This window comes from Vampirovibrionales bacterium, assembly GCA_016712355.1.
In the GTDB taxonomy this organism is placed as follows: domain Bacteria; phylum Cyanobacteriota; class Vampirovibrionia; order Vampirovibrionales; family Vampirovibrionaceae; genus JADJRF01.
This window is the reverse complement of record JADJRF010000005.1, coordinates 2177281-2197147: the sequence shown is the minus strand read 5'-3', so window position 1 is coordinate 2197147 and position 19867 is coordinate 2177281. Positions and strand designations below refer to the sequence as shown.

At 57.0% G+C, this 19867-nt stretch carries 15 protein-coding genes and 2 tRNA genes; 7 read left to right on the top strand and 10 right to left on the bottom strand.

What is annotated here, in order from left to right:
- Positions 1-15: 15 nt before the first annotated feature.
- The 3 genes from IPK79_11525 to IPK79_11515 form a co-directional block, all read right to left on the bottom strand.
- Complete coding sequence (locus tag IPK79_11525; GenBank protein MBK8191065.1) at positions 16-1752, bottom strand: hypothetical protein; 1737 nt, start codon at positions 1750-1752, stop codon at positions 16-18.
- A 378-nt stretch (positions 1753-2130) separates the two neighbouring features.
- A complete protein-coding gene (locus IPK79_11520) occupies positions 2131-4560 on the bottom strand; it encodes a ribonucleoside-diphosphate reductase subunit alpha (protein ID MBK8191064.1) in 2430 nt (809 codons plus the stop codon).
- A 557-nt stretch (positions 4561-5117) separates the two neighbouring features.
- Positions 5118-6185, bottom strand: a complete 1068-nt coding sequence (locus IPK79_11515) for a ribonucleotide-diphosphate reductase subunit beta (GenBank protein ID MBK8191063.1) — start codon at positions 6183-6185, stop codon at positions 5118-5120.
- A 441-nt stretch (positions 6186-6626) separates the two neighbouring features.
- Between IPK79_11515 and IPK79_11510 the strand changes: the two genes are divergently transcribed.
- Both IPK79_11510 and purD read left to right on the top strand, forming a co-directional pair.
- The gene (locus tag IPK79_11510) at positions 6627-7193 is read left to right on the top strand and encodes a hypothetical protein (protein ID MBK8191062.1); all 567 of its coding nucleotides are present in this window, start codon (positions 6627-6629) and stop codon (positions 7191-7193) included.
- 138 nt (positions 7194-7331) lie between these two features.
- Entirely contained in the window at positions 7332-8618 is a 1287-nt protein-coding gene (gene purD / locus IPK79_11505; GenBank protein MBK8191061.1) for a phosphoribosylamine--glycine ligase, read from the top strand.
- 6 nt (positions 8619-8624) lie between these two features.
- Here purD and IPK79_11500 read toward each other — a convergent pair whose 3' ends face one another.
- Together IPK79_11500 and IPK79_11495 are read right to left on the bottom strand one after the other, a co-directional pair.
- Positions 8625-9032 (bottom strand): prepilin-type N-terminal cleavage/methylation domain-containing protein, encoded by a 408-nt coding sequence (locus tag IPK79_11500; protein ID MBK8191060.1) that lies wholly within the window; start codon positions 9030-9032, stop codon positions 8625-8627.
- A gap of 96 nt (positions 9033-9128) precedes the next feature.
- Positions 9129-10088 carry a methionyl-tRNA formyltransferase gene (locus IPK79_11495; protein ID MBK8191059.1) on the bottom strand — a complete coding sequence of 320 codons (960 nt, stop codon included), beginning with the start codon at positions 10086-10088 and terminating at the stop codon, positions 9129-9131.
- A gap of 187 nt (positions 10089-10275) precedes the next feature.
- Between IPK79_11495 and IPK79_11490 the strand changes: the two genes are divergently transcribed.
- The 3 genes from IPK79_11490 (at position 10276) to IPK79_11480 (ending at position 12896) form a co-directional block, all read left to right on the top strand.
- Positions 10276-10464 (top strand): hypothetical protein, encoded by a 189-nt coding sequence (locus IPK79_11490; GenBank protein ID MBK8191058.1) that lies wholly within the window; start codon positions 10276-10278, stop codon positions 10462-10464.
- A 71-nt stretch (positions 10465-10535) separates the two neighbouring features.
- Complete coding sequence (locus tag IPK79_11485) at positions 10536-12185, top strand: hypothetical protein (GenBank protein MBK8191057.1); 1650 nt, start codon at positions 10536-10538, stop codon at positions 12183-12185.
- A 15-nt stretch (positions 12186-12200) separates the two neighbouring features.
- On the top strand, positions 12201-12896 hold the full coding sequence (locus tag IPK79_11480; GenBank protein ID MBK8191056.1) for a dihydrofolate reductase family protein: 696 nt from the start codon (positions 12201-12203) through the stop codon (positions 12894-12896).
- Positions 12897-12949: 53 nt separating this feature from the next.
- On the opposite strand, the gene IPK79_11475 is transcribed toward IPK79_11480, so the two are convergent.
- The 3 genes from IPK79_11475 to carB all read right to left on the bottom strand — a co-directional run bounded on the left by IPK79_11475 (position 12950) and on the right by carB (position 17109).
- Positions 12950-13023, bottom strand: a tRNA-Lys gene (locus IPK79_11475).
- 58 nt (positions 13024-13081) lie between these two features.
- Positions 13082-13804, bottom strand: a complete 723-nt coding sequence (locus IPK79_11470; GenBank protein ID MBK8191055.1) for a class I SAM-dependent methyltransferase — start codon at positions 13802-13804, stop codon at positions 13082-13084.
- The gene (carB, locus tag IPK79_11465) at positions 13801-17109 is read right to left on the bottom strand and encodes a carbamoyl-phosphate synthase large subunit (GenBank protein ID MBK8191054.1); all 3309 of its coding nucleotides are present in this window, start codon (positions 17107-17109) and stop codon (positions 13801-13803) included. Before carB ends, IPK79_11470 begins: the two co-directional genes overlap by 4 nt.
- 194 nt (positions 17110-17303) lie before the next feature.
- Here carB and carA point away from each other — a divergent pair, with 194 nt between their 5' ends.
- Both carA and rpsP read left to right on the top strand, forming a co-directional pair.
- The gene (carA, locus tag IPK79_11460) at positions 17304-18434 is read left to right on the top strand and encodes a glutamine-hydrolyzing carbamoyl-phosphate synthase small subunit (GenBank protein ID MBK8191053.1); all 1131 of its coding nucleotides are present in this window, start codon (positions 17304-17306) and stop codon (positions 18432-18434) included.
- A gap of 84 nt (positions 18435-18518) precedes the next feature.
- Positions 18519-18857 carry a 30S ribosomal protein S16 gene (gene rpsP / locus IPK79_11455; protein MBK8191052.1) on the top strand — a complete coding sequence of 113 codons (339 nt, stop codon included), beginning with the start codon at positions 18519-18521 and terminating at the stop codon, positions 18855-18857.
- Between the two features lie 59 nt (positions 18858-18916).
- On the opposite strand, the gene IPK79_11450 is transcribed toward rpsP, so the two are convergent.
- Together IPK79_11450 and IPK79_11445 are read right to left on the bottom strand one after the other, a co-directional pair.
- The gene (locus tag IPK79_11450) at positions 18917-19315 is read right to left on the bottom strand and encodes a hypothetical protein (protein ID MBK8191051.1); all 399 of its coding nucleotides are present in this window, start codon (positions 19313-19315) and stop codon (positions 18917-18919) included.
- Positions 19316-19764: 449 nt separating this feature from the next.
- Positions 19765-19848 (bottom strand) — tRNA-Leu (locus tag IPK79_11445).
- Positions 19849-19867: the final 19 nt, after the last annotated feature.

Genomic DNA, 19867 nt, shown 5'->3' with positions numbered 1-19867 from the left:
TGCTGCGGGGGGAGCTCAGGCGGCAGGCGCATCATCGTTCTCCTGCGTTGAGATAAATACCTGTTCCTCGTCCTTGAATCCCAGGCGTCGGTAGATTTTTCGTAAGAGTGGCAACAAATTGAGTCGTTCGCGAATTTGAGGCAGATCTTGCGTCAGACGCGCAAACAGCATCATGGCTTCAATCTCTTGTCCTCGCGTGACGGCGGCCTGTGCGCCATCAATCCGGAAATCGCATTGGGCGCGCTGAAGCAATTCCGGCAAAATTCGACGAAATTCCAGCGAGCCGTCATTGCGGGTAATCCGTAATGTTTCGCTATCGACTAAAAATTGCTTCGCGTTCTCAAACGCCATGCGCAAAAAAGGTTCTAGCGTCGTATTCTCCAGATGCGAGACAAACGTATTGAATTTCTGCGCGCCGCCGCTCACCAGCGCCGATACTTCCGTTGCCGTGCGCGGATTAAGGGACGCGTCTCCTCCTGTAAAGAATTTGAGCGCGCCAGTTGCTTCCTGAATCTCGTTTCTTAAGTCGGCGATCTCGTTAAAGGCGACGGTAAAGTTATTTAGATATGTGAGAGGACGAAGCGTTTCATGGCTTTTCACTGGAATTAGCGCGCCAGGGCGCGTGACAATGGTGTCTGGATCAAAGACGTCATCGTTAATAAGATACGTAAACGGGTTATTAATGGAGATGTTAATGACGTCTAATTTTTGATTGGTCAGCGTATTGACCGCATGCTGAAGCCCCAGACTTTTTTCGATCGCGCCGATGCCATAGGCCTCATTGGGCGTCGGAATAAAATTGGTGAAAATAAAGGGCTTGAGTCCATGATCGTAGGGATTTGGCTCAAAGCGAATCACCCGATCGCCGTTGGCGATCACGCATACATGGTTTTCAAACAGGCGATCGCCTGCTCGAAAGTCACCCCAGGCTTCTAACAGCGTTACTTTATTTTGTCTGTGGCTCGATTGTCTCAGCGCGGCGGGTTGAATCCCAAAAGCCGTGCGTCTTGCTGATTTATCGCTGTCGTCCTCCTCCTGTGGATGAGACTCCAGCCCCTCCAGATTGCAATACGCCGGGTTGCGCCGTAGCGCGTCCAGTGAGCGCTCAATGCGGCGAATGACAGTTGCTTTCTCAAAATCCGGCTCATCGGGGTCGATGAGAAAATCCATCATATCCAGCGTTTCAAAGTCCGGGCCGTTGTAAATCAGTTGCGTTTCCAGCGTTTTCTCCATACCGACGCTGACGCCGAATAACTCGACAGGTCGATACGTTTTACGCTGACGGCTTTCTCGTCGCCAGGGCGCTGCGGCGGCTGAACTGCCGATAATAATGGCTTGCTTCAAAAACATGGCGAATTTTTCGGAGAAACCCATCGATTGCAGTTTTTGAAGCAGAAACGCTTCAATAATCTGCGCGTTACGGTGGTCGCCTTCTGTTTTTCCGACGACGCTGAAAAAGCGTTCGTCAGACGGAAACATGGCGTTCATCAGGTTCGCCTGAATGGCCTCGACGGCTTCATACAGTAATGGCCGTACAATTCGGCTGCGGTCGGCGTTGCGATCTTCGCTCTCTGTCGTCAACGACTGCGCATTACACAGGTAAGCCTGCCAGCATTCGCGCCACCGCGCCTCTAATGGGCTTCGGGCCGCTTTCCAGGCGGTAAAGTCTGAAACAATTGTCGACGCGAGTTGCGCCAATAGGGCTTGCGATACGGGCCCTCCCGCAACGCACGGAAATAAACGATCGGACATAAACGACTCCTTTCGAAGCGTCTTCACGCGCGCGAATTAAAATTCCCCACAAGACAATCGTCGCCCGTTTACCCTGAAAAAAGGCAAAGGTCGTCCGCTATGTCTTTTGCGACCCCTCGCGCAGGTTTCTCATGGCCGACGCAATCTGAGTCGCAGAAACGTCTTTTGAGCACCGTGCAATACTGCGTTTGTGCAAGATCCGTTTCTTACTATTAGTATTTCATATTTATATCTAAAAGCATAGAGATCAATCTTTACGATTTGCACGAATTTTGAGAAATTTTGGACGTCGTTGAACGACCCTGATCCCTCTTAAACCAGCGCCCCTCGGACAACCGGGGGGCGCTGGAAACAGGAATCGCTTGCTGCAGACTGTTTCTACTGGCAGGCTTCACACTCTGGGTTGTCAATGGCGCAGGCTTGCGGCTGCGACATCCCGCTTGTCATTGAGGCCACGTTGTCGCGCTTATGCGTCTTGCCGTATTTGGCCGTATCAATTGTGGATTTCTCCACCTGACTGGCTCCTAACGAGCGCAGGTAATACGTTGTCTTGAGGCCAACGCGCCAAGCCAGCGTATACAGTTCGTTTAGATGCTTACCGCTCGTGTTGGCGACAAACAGGTTGAGCGATTGCGCCTGATCAATCCACTTGCCGCGCATCGCTGCGGCGCGAATCAGCCAGGCCATGTCCATTTGGAAGATGTCCGGGTATTTTTCGCGCAATCGATCCGGGATTGATGCAATCCGCGTGAGATCGCCGTCTACCGCCTTGAGTTGTTCGGCAATATCGGCGTTCCACATGCCGATCGCTTCAAGATCCGCGACCAGATGCTGGTTGATCACCGTAAATTCGCCTGACAAGTTCGAGGTGACGTATAGATTTCTGAAATTAGGCTCGATGCAAGGCGATACGCCGACGATATTGGAAATCGTCGCGGTGGGCGCGATGGCCATCAGATTCGAGTTTCGCATGCCGCACTTGCGTACCCGCTCGCGCAGCGTGGCCCAATCGAGACGGCTTTCGCGGTTGCACTCAATCTCAACGCCGCGTTCGCGCTCCAGAAGGTCGATGGTGTCTAGTGGGAGAATCCCCCGGTTCCATTTGGATCCCGGATAGGTTTCATAGGCCCCGCGCTCCTGAGCCAGATCGCACGACGCGGAAATCGCCTCGTAGCTGATACGCTCATACAGCCTGTCGGCAAAATCGAGATGCTGCTGGCTGGCAAAAGGAATATCCAGGGCATAGAGCATGTCCTGGTACCCCATGACGCCCAGACCAATCGCCCGATGGCGACGGTTGGCGGCTTCGGCTTCCGGGGTGGGATAAAAGTTGACGTCAATCACGTCGTCCAGTATCCGTACCGCCGCATGGACCGTTTCCGCCAGCTTGGCTTCGTCGAGCTGGCCGTCGCGAATGTGCGCCGCCAGATTGATCGAGCCCAGATTGCAGACCGCCGTCTCTTCTTTAGAGGTGTTGAGGGTGATCTCCGTGCAGAGGTTAGAGCTATGCACTACGCCCATATGGTCTTGCGGCGAACGCAGGTTGCACGGATCCTTAAACGTCATCCACGGATGCCCCGTTTCAAAGAGCATCGTCAACATTTTGCGCCAGAGGGTTTTGGCTTCCATGCGCTTGCCTTGAATCTCGCCCGCCTCGACTTGACGCTCGCGCGCCTCGTACGCGACTTCGAACTCGCGGCCGTATAAATCGTGCAATTCGGGCGCATCGCTTGGCGAAAGCAGCGTCCAGGGTCCGTCCATCTGAACCCGCTTCATAAAGAGGTCAGGAATCCAGTTGGCGGTATTGATGTCGTGGGTGCGGCGGCGCTCGTCACCCACGTTTTTGCGCAATTCTACGAAATCCTCAATGTCGAGGTGCCAGGTTTCCAGATAGGCGCAGTGGGCGCCCTTGCGCTTGCCACCCTGATTGACGGCGACGGCCACGTCGTTATCGATTTTCAGCCATGGAATCACGCCCTGACTTTGTCCATTGGTGCCGATAATGGAGGCGCCGGTAGCGCGAACAGGCGTCCAGTCCGTGCCAAGGCCGCCCGCCCATTTAGAAAGGCGCGCATTGTCGGTAAAAATTTTAAAAATGCCTTCAAGACTATCTTCCGCCGTGTTCAGATAGCATGAAGACAGCTGCGGATGCGTGGTCCCCGCGCTAAAAAGGGTAGGCGTGCTGGGAATATAGTCAAAATTCTTGATCGTGCGATAAAAGCGAATCACCTGGGCTTCGCGATCGCCGCTTTCCGCCAGCGCTACGCCCATCGCGACGCGCATCCACATCCATTGCGGCAATTCAATCACCTCGCGGCGTCGATTGCGAATGAGGTAACGATCTTTCAGGATTTGCACGCCCTGATACTGAAACCCTTCGTCCGCCCCCGGATCCAGCGCCTGGGCCAAGCGAGGCAGGTCATAATCCAGCAGACGCGGATCCAGCATGCCCGAATCAACGCCTTTCTGGAGATAATCGGCGAACCGCTCGCGGTACAGCGTGTCGAGAGAGCCTTTACGCGCATCCGTTGCGCCAAAAACGTGTTGATACAGCACGTACAGCACCAGCCGCGCGGCGACGTGCGCATATTGAGGATGCTGTTCAATCAGGCTGCGGGCCGACAGAATCGCCGACTCGTCGATTTCTTCCGTCGAAATGCCGTTATACCAAGCGACCTGGCAGCCCACGGCGACGTCTGACCAACTGACGTTGGAGAGCCCCTCGCAGGCCTTTTTAATGACCGCATTGATTTTCTCTTCCTGAATCGGTTCTACCGAGCCGTCACGACGGCGGACCATCATCGCCATAGGGCGTTCCTCTCTCTACTCGCATGCACTCTATACAGTTTTGCGCATCTTCGCGCCCCTATTATAGGACCAGCCCGCGTTGCGAAGGGTAAATTTTCCTAAAGGGAGCCGGCTTGGGAAATATCGGCCCATGGAGAGCGTGTCTTCAGACCTCAGTCTTCAATTTTAATGGCCCTTTTTCCATAACATACCCGGATGGCCTTTTCCAAATGGGGAGGGACGCTCACTCGAACTATCTGCGCTTTCTCGAATTGATCCGGCAGTATCTCAAGAAGGTGAACCCATGGGTTACTCTTGAATGGCTCTAAAGCGCGCATCTGGAATAAAATGAATCGTTTCAAGAAGGCAAGATGTTGGGGCTTCAGCAAATAGATTTTATATTTGCAGGAAACTCGCTCCGTCGAAGGGGGAATGCACTCTGTCCTGCGAAAATTCTGACTTTTCAAAGGCGTCGAGCCGGAAAATGTGGGTGGACTCAAATACATAAGAGTTTCCCCTAAAACGCATGATAAAGGGCAGATGTGGCCCTTTATCATAAGCGTTAAGCGGGTAAAAATCTAGAAATCATCCCATTCCAGAGCGCCGCCGGTCTGGTATTCGGTAATGCGCGTCTCAAAGAAATTTTTTGACTTGGTGAGATCAACTTGCTCACTCATCCAAGGGAACGGGTTCTTCACGCCGAATTTGACGTTCAGGCCGATGGCCTGCATGCGCCGATCCGCGATATAGCGCGTGTAATCCTCGAAGCTCTCGGCGTTGAGACCCAGAATACCGCGCGGCATGAGCTCGTCGGCGTAGGCTTTTTCCAGCTCGGCGGCTTCGGCAATCTTGTTACGAATACGCTGCTGGAATGTATCGGTCCAGAGTTCCGGCTGGTCCTGCTTGATCTGGTTAATCATATCGATGCCAAAGTTCATGTGCATCGACTCATCGCGCATAATGTACTGGAACTGCTCCGCCGTTCCGGGCAACAGGTTGCGCCGACGGAAAGACAACATGGCTGCAAACGACGAGTAGAAGAAAACGCCTTCCATCACGACATAGAAGTCAATGAGGTTCTCCAGAAACTTCTGGTCGTTGGTGAACGTGCCGGTTTTAAACGAGGGATCCAGCACGTCCGGCAAGAGATCCTGAACAAAGTTGTCCTTATCGTAGATAGCGGCGACGCGCTGATACATCGTAAAGATTTCGGCCTCGTTCAGCCCGAGGCTTTCCACGATGTACTGGTAGGAATGCGTGTGAATGGCTTCTTCGTAAGCTTGCCGCAGCAGATACATGCGGCATTCCGGCGACGAAATATGCTTGTAAACCGCCAGGACCAGATTATTGGCGACGATGCTGTCAGCAGTCGTGAAAAAGCCCAAGGCCAGCTTCACGACCCGGCGTTCGTCTTCGGTCAGGACCGAGGTAGAGCGCCATTGCTCGATGTCTTTTTGCATCGAGATTTCCGTCGGTAGCCAGTGATTGGCGTTGGCGGCGATATAGGCGTCCCATGCGAATTTGTGAATAATCGGGTACAGCTGAACCACGTCATCCGTGCCGTTAATCACCCGGCGCGCGTTGACGTGCTGGGCGTAGGCGGTTTCGTCGACAGCCGTATTCATGGCGGAATGCGCAGCGCTCATTTTAGAGGAACTCCTTCTCTATCCGTATCATGCTCTACCCAAATGGGCCTGACCACACGTCAACGAGACGACGCAATGCTCAGCGCCGAATTGTTCCGGTCTGTGGGATGGCCACCCATCGTGATTTCCACGTCGAGATCCATTCTCCTTTTGAGGCGCCCGAATAAATTTTTCTGTTCGGGCCGATGTCCAGACCTGGAATCTATAGCTCTCTGGGATCTTCTGGATGTACTCTATCTTTTGCGTGGAATTCGTTAGATATGCCCCCGATAGCCGCCCTTTAACGTCAGCGGCCCCGAAAGGGGACTCTATTGGTTGTACAACATTTTCAGGAATGCTACAACGGCGAATAATCCACGTTTTGTTGCCTCTTCCTGACGTACGACACCCCTTCGCCGCACCGCCTCTCAAAACCGGATGCTGAGAAACGGGTTTACAAACATGATCATTTTTTTGCGTCGTCCGCTGATTTACAATCAGGCCATGCCCCCCGCTCTTATTGCGCTTTCCGGCAAGCAGTACGCCGGAAAAGATCACGTCGCCGACTGGTTGTTGGCGCGTCTTCCCGGATATTGCAAGCGCCCCATTGCCCAGGCCATCAAAGAGGTTTACGCCGAGCGTCACGGCCTGACGCTGGAAGAACTGGAAGCGAATAAGGCCGAGCACCGCCCCGCCTTGATCATACTAGGCGACTGGGGTCGTTCTCAACGCCCGGATTACTGGCTGGAGCAAGCGCTTGCGTTTAAGGGCCCTAAAATCATCCCTGATCTGCGCTTGCAGCGCGAATATGCGTTGTTACGCGAGCGTGGCGCTTTTATCCTGCGCGTCGAGGCCGAGCGCCAAACGCGCGCCAGCCGGGGTCGTTTGGTGGCCGAAACCGATCGCACCGAATGCGATCTCGACGCCATGACCGATTGGGACGCCGTGATTCACAACAATGGCGATGAAGCAGAGCTGCAAGCGCGTCTGGAGTCGCTCCTGTCTCAACTCGAGGCGATTGGCGGCTAGGTCGCTTGTGTTGGGCCCCCGGCTTTCGTACAATCGGCTCCTGACAGCCGAATATTTTCTCTTCTTTCCGATTCTTCTTTAATACGAATTTAGTCTGTTTTTTCTAAAGCATCTGTTTTCTACGGAGATGACGCCTCAATGAAAATCCTGATAGTCGGCGGCGGGGGCCGCGAACACGCCTTGGCTTGGCATTTGGCGCAAAGCCCTGTCGCCCATGAACTCTATATGGCCCCCGGCAATCCCGGGATGGCGGCATTGGGGCAGACGTTGGATATCGCCGTTTCCGATTTGACAGGTCTGGCCATCTTTGCGGCGCGCGAAAAAATCGATTTAACGATCGTCGGCCCCGAAGGTCCCTTGGCCAGAGGCATTGTGGATCACTTCCAGCGCGCCGGGCTGACCATTTTTGGCCCGTCGCAGGCGGCAGCCCGGCTTGAGGCTGATAAAGCCTATGCCAAGAGCCTGATGGTTCAGGCCAACGTGCCGACCGCGCGCTATCGTTTCTGTAATCAGGAAGCGGATGCGGTGGCCGCATTAGCGGATTTCCATGCGCCTTACGTCATTAAAGAGAACGGTCTGGCGGCTGGCAAGGGCGTTACCATCGCCCAGAACGAAGACGAGGCGCGGGCTGCTATCCACAAAGCCTTCCATAAAGGCATGTCGGTCGTAATTGAAGATTTCCTGCGCGGACGCGAAGTGTCTGTTCTGGCAATTTGCGACGGTCTGTGCGCGATTCCGATGGTTGCCGCGCAAGACTTCAAAAAAGCCTATGATGGCGATGCGGGTCCCAATACGGGTGGAATGGGCTCCTACGCCCCGGTTCCGTTTGTGGATGACGCCCTGATGCAACGGATTCAGCGCGAAGTATTGGATCCCATGATTACGATTCTGCGCGAAGAAGAAGGCGTGCGCTATCGCGGCGTTCTCTATGCCGGGCTGATGATTCAGCACAATGGCGATCCGTGCGTCGTGGAATTTAACGCCCGCTTCGGCGATCCCGAAACCCAGGTGATTCTGCCTCTGCTGGAAAGCGACCTGGCCGATATGCTGCTCTGCTCCGCCACCGGCGATCTCAGTCCCTACGCGGATACGGGCTTCGATTTTTCCGGTTGCTCAGCCGTTTCTGTGGTGCTGGCCAGCGAAGGCTATCCGGGCGAAGTCACGCTGGGCGCGACGATTGACATCCCGGCTGCGTTGCCGCCGGAAACCCTGCTGTTTCACGCCGGAACCAAGCGTCTGCCCAATCGAACGATCGTCACCAGTGGAGGCCGCGCCTTGAATGCCGTGGGTCTGGGCTCCAATCTCCAGGAAGCGCGTGATCGCGCCTACCAACTGGCTGACGCCGTGAATTTCGCCGGCAAGCATGCCCGTCGGGATATCGCCGCCAACGTTGCGCCGGCTCCGCAGCCCGAACACGCTTATTAGACGACGCTACAGGCCGGTGACGATGAAGTTGCCGCTATTCCATTCGTATTGAATCACAGCGTACTTCTGGAAGGTGCCGCTGCACACAATACGTTGCGGCTGTACGTCGCACGGATGGCTCTGCGCATGAAAGCCCAGCGTCTGCGTGCTAATGGTTTTGTCATTGGGGATAGGGATGGTGGGCGACACAAACGCCTGAAAATCCTGAGGAATTTCGTGATGGCGGGCCGTATACATCGCAGAAGCGCTTTTAAGATTCTGTAGAAAATCCAGAATCACGGCGCGTTCGGCGATTTCTGGCGCGGTCACCAGACGGGAAGCGCCCGCCGCCGCTAAAATAGCGACCAGCGCGATAACCACCGCCAGCTCAACCAGCGTAAATCCAGATGCGTGTGCCGTAGTTCGTTTCATCATGCTGAGTGCCCCGGTCATGGGATCCCTGCAACAATACCCATGGGCTAAGGTCGGCTCGTCTCTTAAAAACAACAGAGGGTAAAATTACGGATATTTTTAACTGAATCCCGCCGCTGGCTTTGTCAGGGCGCCGCGCGCCCAGTCGTCGGCCGGGGTGGCCTTCTTCCCTGCGGGCTGAATCAAGGCGATCCCCAGAGGACCTTCGCCTGTGGCGATCCAGACCGTTCGGCCGCTAACGCCTACTATCGCGCCAGGGGCCATGCCCAGCCAATTGGGGACAAACTCTTCCGCTTGCGGCAGGCGGGTTTTCAAAATCTTGACCGACTGGCCGTTGAACGTCGTTACAGCGCCCGGCCATGGCTGAAGGCCGCGAATCCGGTTATGCAGCGTCTGAGCGGAAAGCGACCAGTCGATCGCGGCATCCGCCTTGTCGCACTTGGGCGCATGCGTGGCCTGTTCATGGTTTTGGGGGACGGGAGAAATGCTGCCGTCGGCGACGCCGCGCAGGGTGTCAAGCAACAAGGGGCCCGCCATTGAAGAAAGTCGGTCATGGACCTCTTGAGCGGTTTCTTCCGGGCCGATGACCGTTTCGGCGCGTCGCAGCATCGCTCCGGTATCGACGCCTGCATCGGTGAGCATGGTCGTTAATCCCGTAACCGGGTCGCCAGCCATTACGGCGCGCTGAATGGGATTGGCCCCGCGATATGCCGGCAAGAGCGAGGCATGAACATTAACGACGCCCAAACGCGGAATTTCCAGCGTTTCTTGCGACAAAATCTGACCAAAGGCGATGGTCACAAAGAAGTCCGGCGACTGCGAACGTATCCAGTTCAACACGTCGGCGTCTTTGCGAAGCGATTTTGGCTGTAAGACAGGCAGCCCAGCGGCTTGCGCCATTATTTTTACCGGAGACGGCATCAGTTGCTGGCCGCGGCCTGCGGGGCGATCCGGCTGCGTCACCACCCCTGCGACTGTCATATCCGGCGCATCAAGCAGCGCTTGCAGGCAGGGCGTGGAAAAGGCGGGAGTTCCTAAAAATACCAAGCGTAGGGTCATGATGATCATCATTATAGAGGACAATCCCCCCTGCGCGGAGTGTCAATTCATCCAGCGCGATCGCAGCAGGATACTTTCAATCCCGACGCTAATCCTTATCTGGAAATCCGCTCTCACGCGACGCTGACGCGCAGCCTCGCGCGGCCTATAATAAGAGAAAGCTCTCACGCTCAGGAGGATTCGTCGCGTGACCGAACAGGAACTATACGCTCTGGCTGATAATACCAACCTGTTTGAAGTGTTGGACGTTAAAACCCTTGCGCTGGATATTGTTCGCGAGATGAGCGAGGACGAGCTGCTAGCGCTGCTGCTGCAGAAGCTCCCCGCGATGACCGGCGATCAGGTGCGCGAGTACTTTTACATGCGCCGCGTTTAAGGGCGTTTGTCAGACGCGCGTAACGACGCTAAAATGGGGCGATATCGTTTCCGATTGAGGAGTTCTCGCCCTTGACGCAGCCTGCCGCCTCTTCCGCGCACCGTCCCGCCGGTAAAAAATGGGCGATCCCGCTTGTTGCCCTGGCGGTTCTGGCGATTGCCGCCGTGGGATTCTGGCTCTGGCCGCGCCATACAGGACCGGGATTGTTCGTCTATTACCCCGAAAACACCGCCTTTTTTGCTGAAATCGAAACCTCTCAGCGCGAAGCGCAAGGCATCCTCACGCTGGTCGAGCGCGAACAGGCCAAGGCTCGGGCCTTGTTGCAGCAACATCAGTCGGCGCCGTCGCCTCCGCCGTCTTTTTTGGGCGAACGTCTGACGCAGGATTTCGTCGAGACCTTCAAGCCCCAGTTCAGTATCGGGGCGTGGCCCGCCGCCGGGAACGTGGACAGTCGAGACGCCAAGTCTGTGCGCTATCTGATCGTCCTGCCCCTGAAGTCGGATAAGACGACCGGCGAAGCGCTCATGGCCAGGATTGGCGTTCATCGCTACACGCGCCATCGTTTTCGTAATATCGACTACTGGGTGGAAAAACCCGGCGCTTCCGCGTCAGAAGCGCCCATGACGCTGAGCGTCGTCAATCACGCCCTGATGATGACCGGCGCGCCGCAGGCGATGGAAGCCTCTATTGCCCAAGCCCTCGATCGAAAGCGTAACGTGTTCGACAATGCTGCTCTAAAGGCGGGCCTTGCCAAGCTGCCTGCGCCGCGTCAAGGCACCTTGATCACGCATAGCGCCGTTTTTGCCCCGGATCGCGATCCGCGCGTACGGCAGTTTAATCTGGCAATGCCGGCGATTTTCGGCGCATTTCGCACCCAAATGGATAGCGAGATCGAAAAAGACGCCCTGCAAACCCGTCTGACGCTGGATTTCTTCGCCCCGCTGAAACTGGCGCAAGTCCAGAGCGAATCGCTTCAAAAGCAGATGCGTCAGTTTCTGGCCGCCCCAAAAAATCCTTTCCGCGCCGCGCGGTTTTTCCCCGCGCAAACCCAGGTCATGGCGTCTGTGGGGCGTCTGGACGCCCTGTCCAATATTATTATCGATCATGGGCTGAGCCTTCAGCAAAAACAGAATCTCATGGGAGCGCAGTTCGTCTTAAGTATGGCTGAGATCGACTTGCGCAAAGACCTGATTGGCCTGCTGGGCGGAGAAGCTGCGGTAGGCGGATCGTTCCTGGGCGAACAGGCGGGCCAGCCTCCTTCGGCAATGGCGCTTCTGTCTAAAACGCCTGAGAAGGCCCAGACGGTCCAGAAGCTCCTCAAGCTTGCCTCCAGCGGTATTGCGCCTTTACATCGGCAAACGGAGCAACTCGGCGACGTCACGGCCGATCTGTTTACCCTGCCCAATCAGTCGGGCGCGGTTGGTCTGGCCACGCTTCAGGATTCCATGATCGCCATTGCTCCTGCCGCGCAACTCGCTGAAGCCGCAGGCGTCTCTGCCAGCAAAGAGAAGTCCATGGCGGATGCGCCGTTATATCGCGAATTAACCGATAACCTGCCCAAAAGCGGCATTGCGCTGATATTTGCGGACATGCGTAATATGCCTGATCGCGGCGATTCTCCGGTGACCGGCTTTGCGGGCGTCGTGGATTCCGAGGGCGAGTCGGCGGCGGTCGGGCGCGTCAACCTCAATTTGTCCCTGCCTGCGCCTGAAACGCCTTAAGCGAAAAACCCTCTGATGCATTACCGCGCTTGTCTGGCCGCTTCTATGGACGGAAAAATCAATCCGCCCGGTGAGGCCCGCGCCATCTCACTCGGTTCCGCTTTGGATATCGCGCATCTTAAGGCTTTGCGAGATAGCGCCGACGCGCTTGTCTTTGGCGGTAAGACCTTTCGCAGTTATCCCAAACGGCATCAGGCGCAGCGTGCGGATCATCGGCCTCTGCATCTGATTCTGACCCGTGGCGATGCGATTGCGCGACAAATCCCCCCAGATTCGCCTTTTTTCACGGGCGCGCCAGACGACGCGCCGCCTGCTTTAATCATGAGCGCTCAGGCCATTGCTGCCGCCGATCGCGCGCTGTACCCCGACTGGGTGGCGTGGGAACAGGCCAGCGGCGATGCCGTCTCGCAAACGGCTGCCATCACTCAGGCGTTGACGGCGCGGGGCTGTCAGGCTCCCCTCGTGGAAGGCGGCGGCGAAATAGTGGGGTTGTTTATCGCGGCGCGCGCGTTGTCGCGGCTGTATCTGACGCTGTGCCCGCTTGTGCTGGGAGGCGGAGCAGCGGCGCCTTCGTTTTTATCCGGCGTCAGTTTTTCGCGCGAGACCGCTCCGCGCCTTCATCTGGTCGAGACGCTGCAACGCGGCGACGAGCTGTTTTTGACGCTCGATATTACCTATGCGCAGGCGCCCGCTTCACTCCCCTGCCCCTGATGATGCCATTGCCGGCGCGTTAAAAAGGCGGGAGCCCAAGGGACTCCCGCCTGTGCGTGTTCTGGGATTCGAACCCAGGACAGCTCCCTTAAAAGGGGAGTGCTCTACCAGGCTGAGCTAAACACGCGGATGTCGTCAGCGCCGGGCGCGACGTTGCATCAATTTAGCAACTACAACCCGCCGAATCAAGGGGCGCTTGCCGCGCGACCGGCGCCGAAGACGGCCCACAAGTACTTGCGCCAGTAGCAATCCACGTCACGTAAGCCTGCCGCCTCCAGCCAGTCCAGATGAGAGACGAGCGGTTCAAAGTGATCAAAATTCTGTTCATGCGCCAGCCACAGGTCGACTTCCGTTTGGGAAGCGCCTTGCGCGAGTGCGGCTGAGGTCCAATGTCGCGTATGAAGTTCATAAATGGCGTGCGGAACGCCCAAGCAGCCGTCTGCGCACCGAAACAGGCCGCCCGGACGAAGCCAGCGGGCAATCGCAGCATAGAGCGCCTTCTTCTGTTCGGGCTTTGGAATATGATGCAGCGCAAAGCTACTGACAATTAAATCTTGAGACGCTTCCGGCAACGACAGCCGGGTGAAGTCCTCATGAATCAGCGTCAAGCGCGCCTGCGGGTTGTCCTGTTGAAGCTTGCGGGCGGTCGCCTCCAGCATCTCGGGCGAGAGATCCACCAGCGTAAAGCTGGCGCGCGGAAACGTCTGCGCGAGCAGGCGTGACAGGTTGCCTGTCCCGCAGCCCAGATCGACAATCTGTAGCGGCGCGTCGGCGGCAAAGGGCAGCGTATCGAGCAGCGTCTGGAGAATGTCGCGATAAGGCGCAATGGCCCGTAAAATCGCCGCGTCATAATCCCCGCTGATGCGAGAAAAGAACGCATCGACCGTCTCGGTTTCAGACGGCGTCATGAGAGTGCGGCTTGCTGGGACTGCGTCAACAATTCCTGCAAGTTTCGGACCGAAAGAGGATGATCGCGCAGCGAGCGCACGGCCTGGGCGAAGGCCATCGCGCCGGCCATGGTGGTGGCCATAGGCACATGGCGCTCGACGGCGGCTTTTCGGATATAGGAATCGTCGTAAAGGGCTTCTTCGCCAATGGGCGTGTTAATCACCAGATGCACAAGGCCCTGGTGGATAAGCGCTTCGGGGTTGCGCGGGCCTTCGTGCTTCTTCTGAACCTCATCCACCACGAGGCCGTTGGCGCGCAAAAAGGCCGCCGTGCCGCTGGTGGCGACAAAACGAAAGCCCATCTCGGCGAATTGGCGCGCGACTGACAGCGCGTCCTCTTTGTCGGAATCCTTGACGCTGACAAAAATGGAGCCTTCCAGCGGAATCGTCGCCCCGGCGCCCATCATTGCCTTGGCGTAGGCGGCCGGGAAGTTGTCGTCAACGCCCATGACTTCACCCGTGCTGCGCATCTCCGGCCCCAGCACGGGATCGGATCCGCGAAACTTGATGAAGGGAAAAACCGGGGCTTTGACGGTCACATGCGTCAGCGCGTCATTCTGCGGCGGACGCTCATCGGCGATGACGTCCGCGAGCGACTCGCCCAGCATCACGCGAACGGCCATACGAATCAGGGGCGCGCCGGTGGACTTGCAAACGAACGGCGCCGTGCGACTGGCGCGCGGATTCACTTCCAGCACGTATAAATCGTCGTCCTTCACCGCAAACTGGATATTGAGGAGGCCCTTGACCTGTAACTCCTGCGCCAGAAGGCGGGTCGCTTCCTTTACCTGCTCGCTAAGCCGCGCCGATAGCGTTTGGGTCGGAAAAGCGCATACGCTGTCGCCGCTATGAACGCCCGCATGCTCCACATGCTCGAGAATGGCCCCGATGTAAACGTCCTGCCCGTCGCTGACGGCGTCGACGTCCAATTCCTTGGCCGCCTCCAGAAACCGCTCAATCAGCACCGGATGATCGGGCTCGACTTGCACGACATGCTCAAGATACGCCGCCAGACTCTGCTCGCTATAGAAAATCCGCATCGATTGGCCGCCCAGCACGTAGCTGGGGCGCGCAATCAACGGGAATCCAATGCGACGAGAGGCGTCCAGGGCTTCCTGCGCGGTGCGGGCGATATCGGATTCCGGCGCGCGCAGGCCCAATCGCGCCAGGGCCTGACTAAAGCGATCGCGGTCTTCTGCCAGATCGATGCTGTCGGCGGATGTCCCCAGCAGCCGTACGCCGGGCTCATCGCGCAGGGCTTGCGCCAGTTTAAGCGGGGTTTGTCCGCCCAGTTGCGCAATCACGCCGTCAGGCTTTTCCTGGCGGATGACGTTCAGAACGTCTTCCGGCGTCAGTGGCTCGAAATACAATCGATCGCTGATATCGTAGTCGGTCGAAACGGTCTCCGGGTTAGAGTTCACCATAATGGCGTTATAGCCAAGCTTGTTCAACGCGAAAGCGGCATGAACGCAGCAATAGTCAAACTCGATGCCCTGTCCGATCCGGTTGGGGCCGCCGCCGAGAATCATCACCCGAGGGCGTTCGGCTTTTGGATAGGCCAGCGTCGCCTCATTCTCATCGCCTTGATACGTGCCGTAAAAGTAGGGCGTATAGGCTTCAAATTCGCCTGCACACGTATCAACGGCTTTATAAACGGGCATCACGCCCTGGTCTGACCGCGCGCGCGCAACGTCTCGGCGACTGACATCGCCCTCGCACGCGTCGTTCCAGATGCGAGCGATTTGCTCGTCTCCAAACCCCTGACGCTTAGCGGTTTGCATCAACTCGGCAGAAATCGCCGGTAAAGAAGAGCCTGCGGGACGACCATTTTCGCCGCGCGCCTGAGCCTGAATTGCCTTCACTGTATCGACAATTTCGCTGAAATTCTCGATAAACCACGGATCCAGCGCCGTCAAATCGTAGAGGGTCTGCACGGGAACCTCATCGTAGAGGGCTTGATACACCCAGCGCATGCGATTAGCCGTCGGCTCTTTCAAACGTTCGAGCAGGTCGGCGTGCGACAGCTCGGCGCGCGGAAAATAAAAGCCGCTCAGGCCAATCTCCAGTCCGCGAAGCGCTTTCTGGAAAGATTCCTGAAACGTCAGGCCAATGGCCATCACTTCGCCGACCGATTTCATCTGAGGCGATAGCGCGGTGGCGGCGCCGGGAAATTTCTCAAACGAGAAGCGCGGGATTTTCGTGACGACGTAATCAATCGTCGGCTCGAAACAGGCGGGCGTGTTGCGGGTAATGTCGTTCTGGATTTCATCCAGCGTCATGCCGACGGCCAGTTTTGCGGAAATCTTGGCGATGGGCACGCCGGTCGCCTTGCTGACCAGCGCGGAGCTGCGCGAAACGCGCGGATTCATTTCAATCACCACAAAGCGCCCGGACTTGGGGTGAACGGCGAATTGAATATTACAGCCGCCAGCGGCGACGCCCACTTTGCGGATAATCGCCAGCGAAGCGTTCCGCAACAGGTGGTACTCTTTGTCGGTGAGCGTCTGAGCGGGCGCAACGGTGATGCTGTCGCCGGTGTGGACGCCCATCGGGTCGACGTTTTCAACACTACAGACGATAACAACGTTATCGCAGGCGTCGCGCATGACTTCGTATTCGTATTCTTTCCAGCCTAGCGCGCTTTCTTCAATCAGGGTCTGACCAATGGGAGAAAGCGACAGGGCGTCTTCGACGGCGCGCTTGAGGTTTTCCGGCGTATAGACGACAGAACCGCCTGAGCCGCCTAACGTAAAGGCAGGCCGAATAATCAGAGGAAATCCGAGAGATTCGGCGGCGCTATCGGCCTCTTCTACCGAGTGGACCGTTTCTGAGCGAAGTGACTCCAGCCCGATTTGCTCAACAATTCGTTTAAAAGCCTCGCGATCTTCAGCGGCATGAATCGCATCGAAGTTTGCGCCGATTAATTCGACGTTGTAGCGCTGTAATACGCCTTGCTGGTGAAGCGCATGGGCAATATTCAGCGCCGTTTGGCCGCCCATTGTGGGTAAAATCGCATCCGGGCGTTCGCGCTCGATAATAGCGGCGACGACATCCGGCGTCAGCGGCTCAACGTAAGTACGAGTGGCGAGGTGAGGATCCGTCATAATCGTGGCCGGATTCGAGTTGACCAGAATGACTTCGTATCCTTCCGCCATCAGCGCGCGGCACGCCTGAGACCCGGAGTAGTCAAACTCGCACGCCTGGCCGATAACAATCGGGCCTGCGCCGATAATAAGAATGCGTCGAATGTCGGTTCGTTTCATCAGAAAGGCTGGCTTGCGGTTGGGGAGGCATCGGGTTGGGAGAGCCGATGGACCTCACATAGGAGGGACATTGCAACAGGTTGTATCAATCCTATCGCAAACGCGCTCGCGAAGCGGTCGCCCCTGTGTTAAGTTTTACCTATCGACATAACCGGTCCCGCTCTGCGAAAGCGCTTGCCATGCCTGCCCCTTCTTTCATTCCCGCCCGCCTGACGCTTGAAGACGGCAGCGTCTTTGAGGGCGCGGCTATTGGCGCGCCCGGAACGACCTTCGGCGAGATTGTCTTCAACACCTGCACCACGGGTTATCAGGAGATTCTCACCGACCCGAGCTACCAGGGGCAAATTGTGCTGATGACCTACCCGGAAATCGGCAATTATGGCGTCAACGCCGAAGATTTTGAGTCCGGCCGCATCCAGATTTCCGGTCTGGTTGTGCGTCGCCTGAGCCCCACCACCAGTTCGTGGCGCGCCAACAGCTCGCTACAGGATTTTCTGCTTAAAAACGGCGTGAGCGGCATTCAGGGCGTTGATACCCGCTCCGTGACCCGGAAAATTCGTACAGCAGGGGCGATGCGCGCAGGCGTGACGACCGGGACCATTTCTCATGAGGCGTTTCTTGAGCAGATACGCTCTCATCCGCCGCTGGGCGAACAGGATCTTGTCATGCGCGTGACGGCTCCCAAGCCTTACGTCTTGCGTCAGACCCCCGTAACGCCCTTGCTGGCGCGTCTGGCCGTGGTCGATTACGGCATTAAAAAGAGCATCCTGACGTATCTCCAGGAATTGGTCGCGGAAATCACCGTGGTTCCGGCCAATGCGACGCTCTCAGAGATTCTGGCGCTGCGTCCGCAAGGCGTGCTGCTCTCCAACGGTCCCGGCGACCCGGCGATTCTCACCGACGGGATTCAGTTGGCGCGCGACTTGATCGCTTCCGGTACGCCGACGTTTGGCATCTGCCTGGGGCATCAGATTCTGGCCCTGGCCTGCGGCGCGCGTGTCGGCAAGATGCGCTTCGGTCACCATGGCGGCAATCACCCGGTCAAAGACCTCGAAAGCGGTCGGATCAACATCACCAGCCAGAACCATGGCTACGCGATCCTCTATGACGAATTCCCGCACGAGACGCTGGCGGTCACGCACGTCAATCTTAACGATCAAACCATCGCGGGCATTCGCCACAAGCAGAAGCCCGTCGCCAGCGTGCAATTTCACCCGGAAGCGAGTCCCGGTCCGCACGACGGCCAGTATTTATTCGAGCAATTCATGCGTGAGATCCTCGAGCATCATCAGATGCGCGATCAGGCCCTCGAACGCTCGGGCAGTTGACCGGGCCGACTCAGAGAGCTTGTTGCGATCCGGGCTTTTGTGTTACATAGTAGAGCTTCAACCAATCGTGGAGACTGCATTCAAATGGTGAAAATCCGCCTGACGCGCCTTGGCCGCAAAAAACGCCCCTTCTACCGCATCGTGGTGACGGATATCCGCAACCGTCGCGAAGGCGCTGCGCTGGCCGAGCTGGGCTATTACAATCCCCTGAGCAAAGAGCTGAAGCTCAATAAGGCGCTCGCGCTCGAATGGATTTCTAAAGGGGCCATCCCCACCCAGACCACCCAACGCCTGATCGACAAAGCCCCCGAAGATGGCGCGCTGGTCGTCCTCGAAAAAGCTCAGAAAGAGCGCCTGTCCAAAAAAGCGCAAGCCAAAAAACAGGCCGAAGCTGAAAAAACCGCTGAAGAATCCGCCGCCTGACCGGGGATTCCGCTTCTTTTTAACCCTGCTGCGTCGATCGTCCCCGATTCGCAGCAGGGTTATTTACTGAATAACGAAACGGTTGGGGCCAGTAACACCCCCGCCATTCCAACCAGAGGCAAGGCCAGGGCTACGCTGAGCGGTTCAAACGCGCCGCCTGCCTGGAGCGCGTTTACATAGGCCAGCCAGGCGAAACCCAGTTGCGAGGCCAGCGTGAGAGGCAGGAAGGTCATCCCGTCTCGCCCGATGCCGAAGCGATCCGCCATCTCGCGGCTGACCGCTCCGCCCACAAAGACGCTCACGGACAACAGCGCCGCCGGGGTCCAGAACGGATGCATAAGCGCATCGCCCGCAAACGCGTGATATGCGCCGCTCAGGGCCAGATACGTCAACACGGGGCAGGCCAGAAAACAGACGCCCCATCCGCAGAGCCAGATAACTGTTTGTAGCAGGACCATCACGACTCTTTCGCAAGTTGCTTGTCGCTGACGACGCCTTTTATGTCAGATTTTTGACGTCGACAGCTTCCCCAGCGCGCGCCCTGTCATTCCCGCGCCGGAACGCGGGTGAACGGGGCATGCGTATTATGCCCCGTTCACCCGCGCGCTAATCGCAATCGCGCGCTGCGATCAAAAACCCCCTCAAAAAAAAAGCCCATGCGACACAGATGTGTTGCATAAGGCACAAAGGATAGAGAGTTAGAGTTAGTCTCGATTGTACAGATATTCAGGGGTTTTGTCGCCGCTTTTAAGGGCGTGTTTTATAAAATGTTACAACTGTCGATAATTGTAACAAATTATGTCTATTTTGCCCGCGCGCGCGATCGCTGAACGCGGGTGAATTGCCTTGCCCTGATGCCGTGTCAGGCGCCGCTCACCGCTTGCGCCAGTCTCTATCCAGTGAAATTTGCCCGAGGCCGGACTTGAACCGGCACAGTCTTTTGAACCGAGCGATTTTAAGTCGCTTGCGTCTACCATTCCGCCACTCGGGCAGGGGCGTAACAAATTGAA

Coding starts and splice junctions, on each gene's coding strand:
- IPK79_11525 (MBK8191065.1), bottom strand. CDS start 1,752: ATGTCCGATCGTTTATTTCCGTGCGTTGCGGGAGGGCCCGTATCGCAA.
- IPK79_11495 (MBK8191059.1), bottom strand. CDS start 10,088: ATGACCCTACGCTTGGTATTTTTAGGAACTCCCGCCTTTTCCACGCCC.
- IPK79_11450 (MBK8191051.1), bottom strand. CDS start 19,315: ATGGTCCTGCTACAAACAGTTATCTGGCTCTGCGGATGGGGCGTCTGT.
- IPK79_11480 (MBK8191056.1), top strand. CDS start 12,201: ATGCATTACCGCGCTTGTCTGGCCGCTTCTATGGACGGAAAAATCAAT.
- purD (MBK8191061.1), top strand. CDS start 7,332: ATGAAAATCCTGATAGTCGGCGGCGGGGGCCGCGAACACGCCTTGGCT.
- IPK79_11470 (MBK8191055.1), bottom strand. CDS start 13,804: ATGACGCCGTCTGAAACCGAGACGGTCGATGCGTTCTTTTCTCGCATC.
- IPK79_11500 (MBK8191060.1), bottom strand. CDS start 9,032: ATGATGAAACGAACTACGGCACACGCATCTGGATTTACGCTGGTTGAG.
- IPK79_11520 (MBK8191064.1), bottom strand. CDS start 4,560: ATGGCGATGATGGTCCGCCGTCGTGACGGCTCGGTAGAACCGATTCAG.
- IPK79_11515 (MBK8191063.1), bottom strand. CDS start 6,185: ATGAGCGCTGCGCATTCCGCCATGAATACGGCTGTCGACGAAACCGCC.
- IPK79_11510 (MBK8191062.1), top strand. CDS start 6,627: ATGATCATTTTTTTGCGTCGTCCGCTGATTTACAATCAGGCCATGCCC.
- rpsP (MBK8191052.1), top strand. CDS start 18,519: ATGGTGAAAATCCGCCTGACGCGCCTTGGCCGCAAAAAACGCCCCTTC.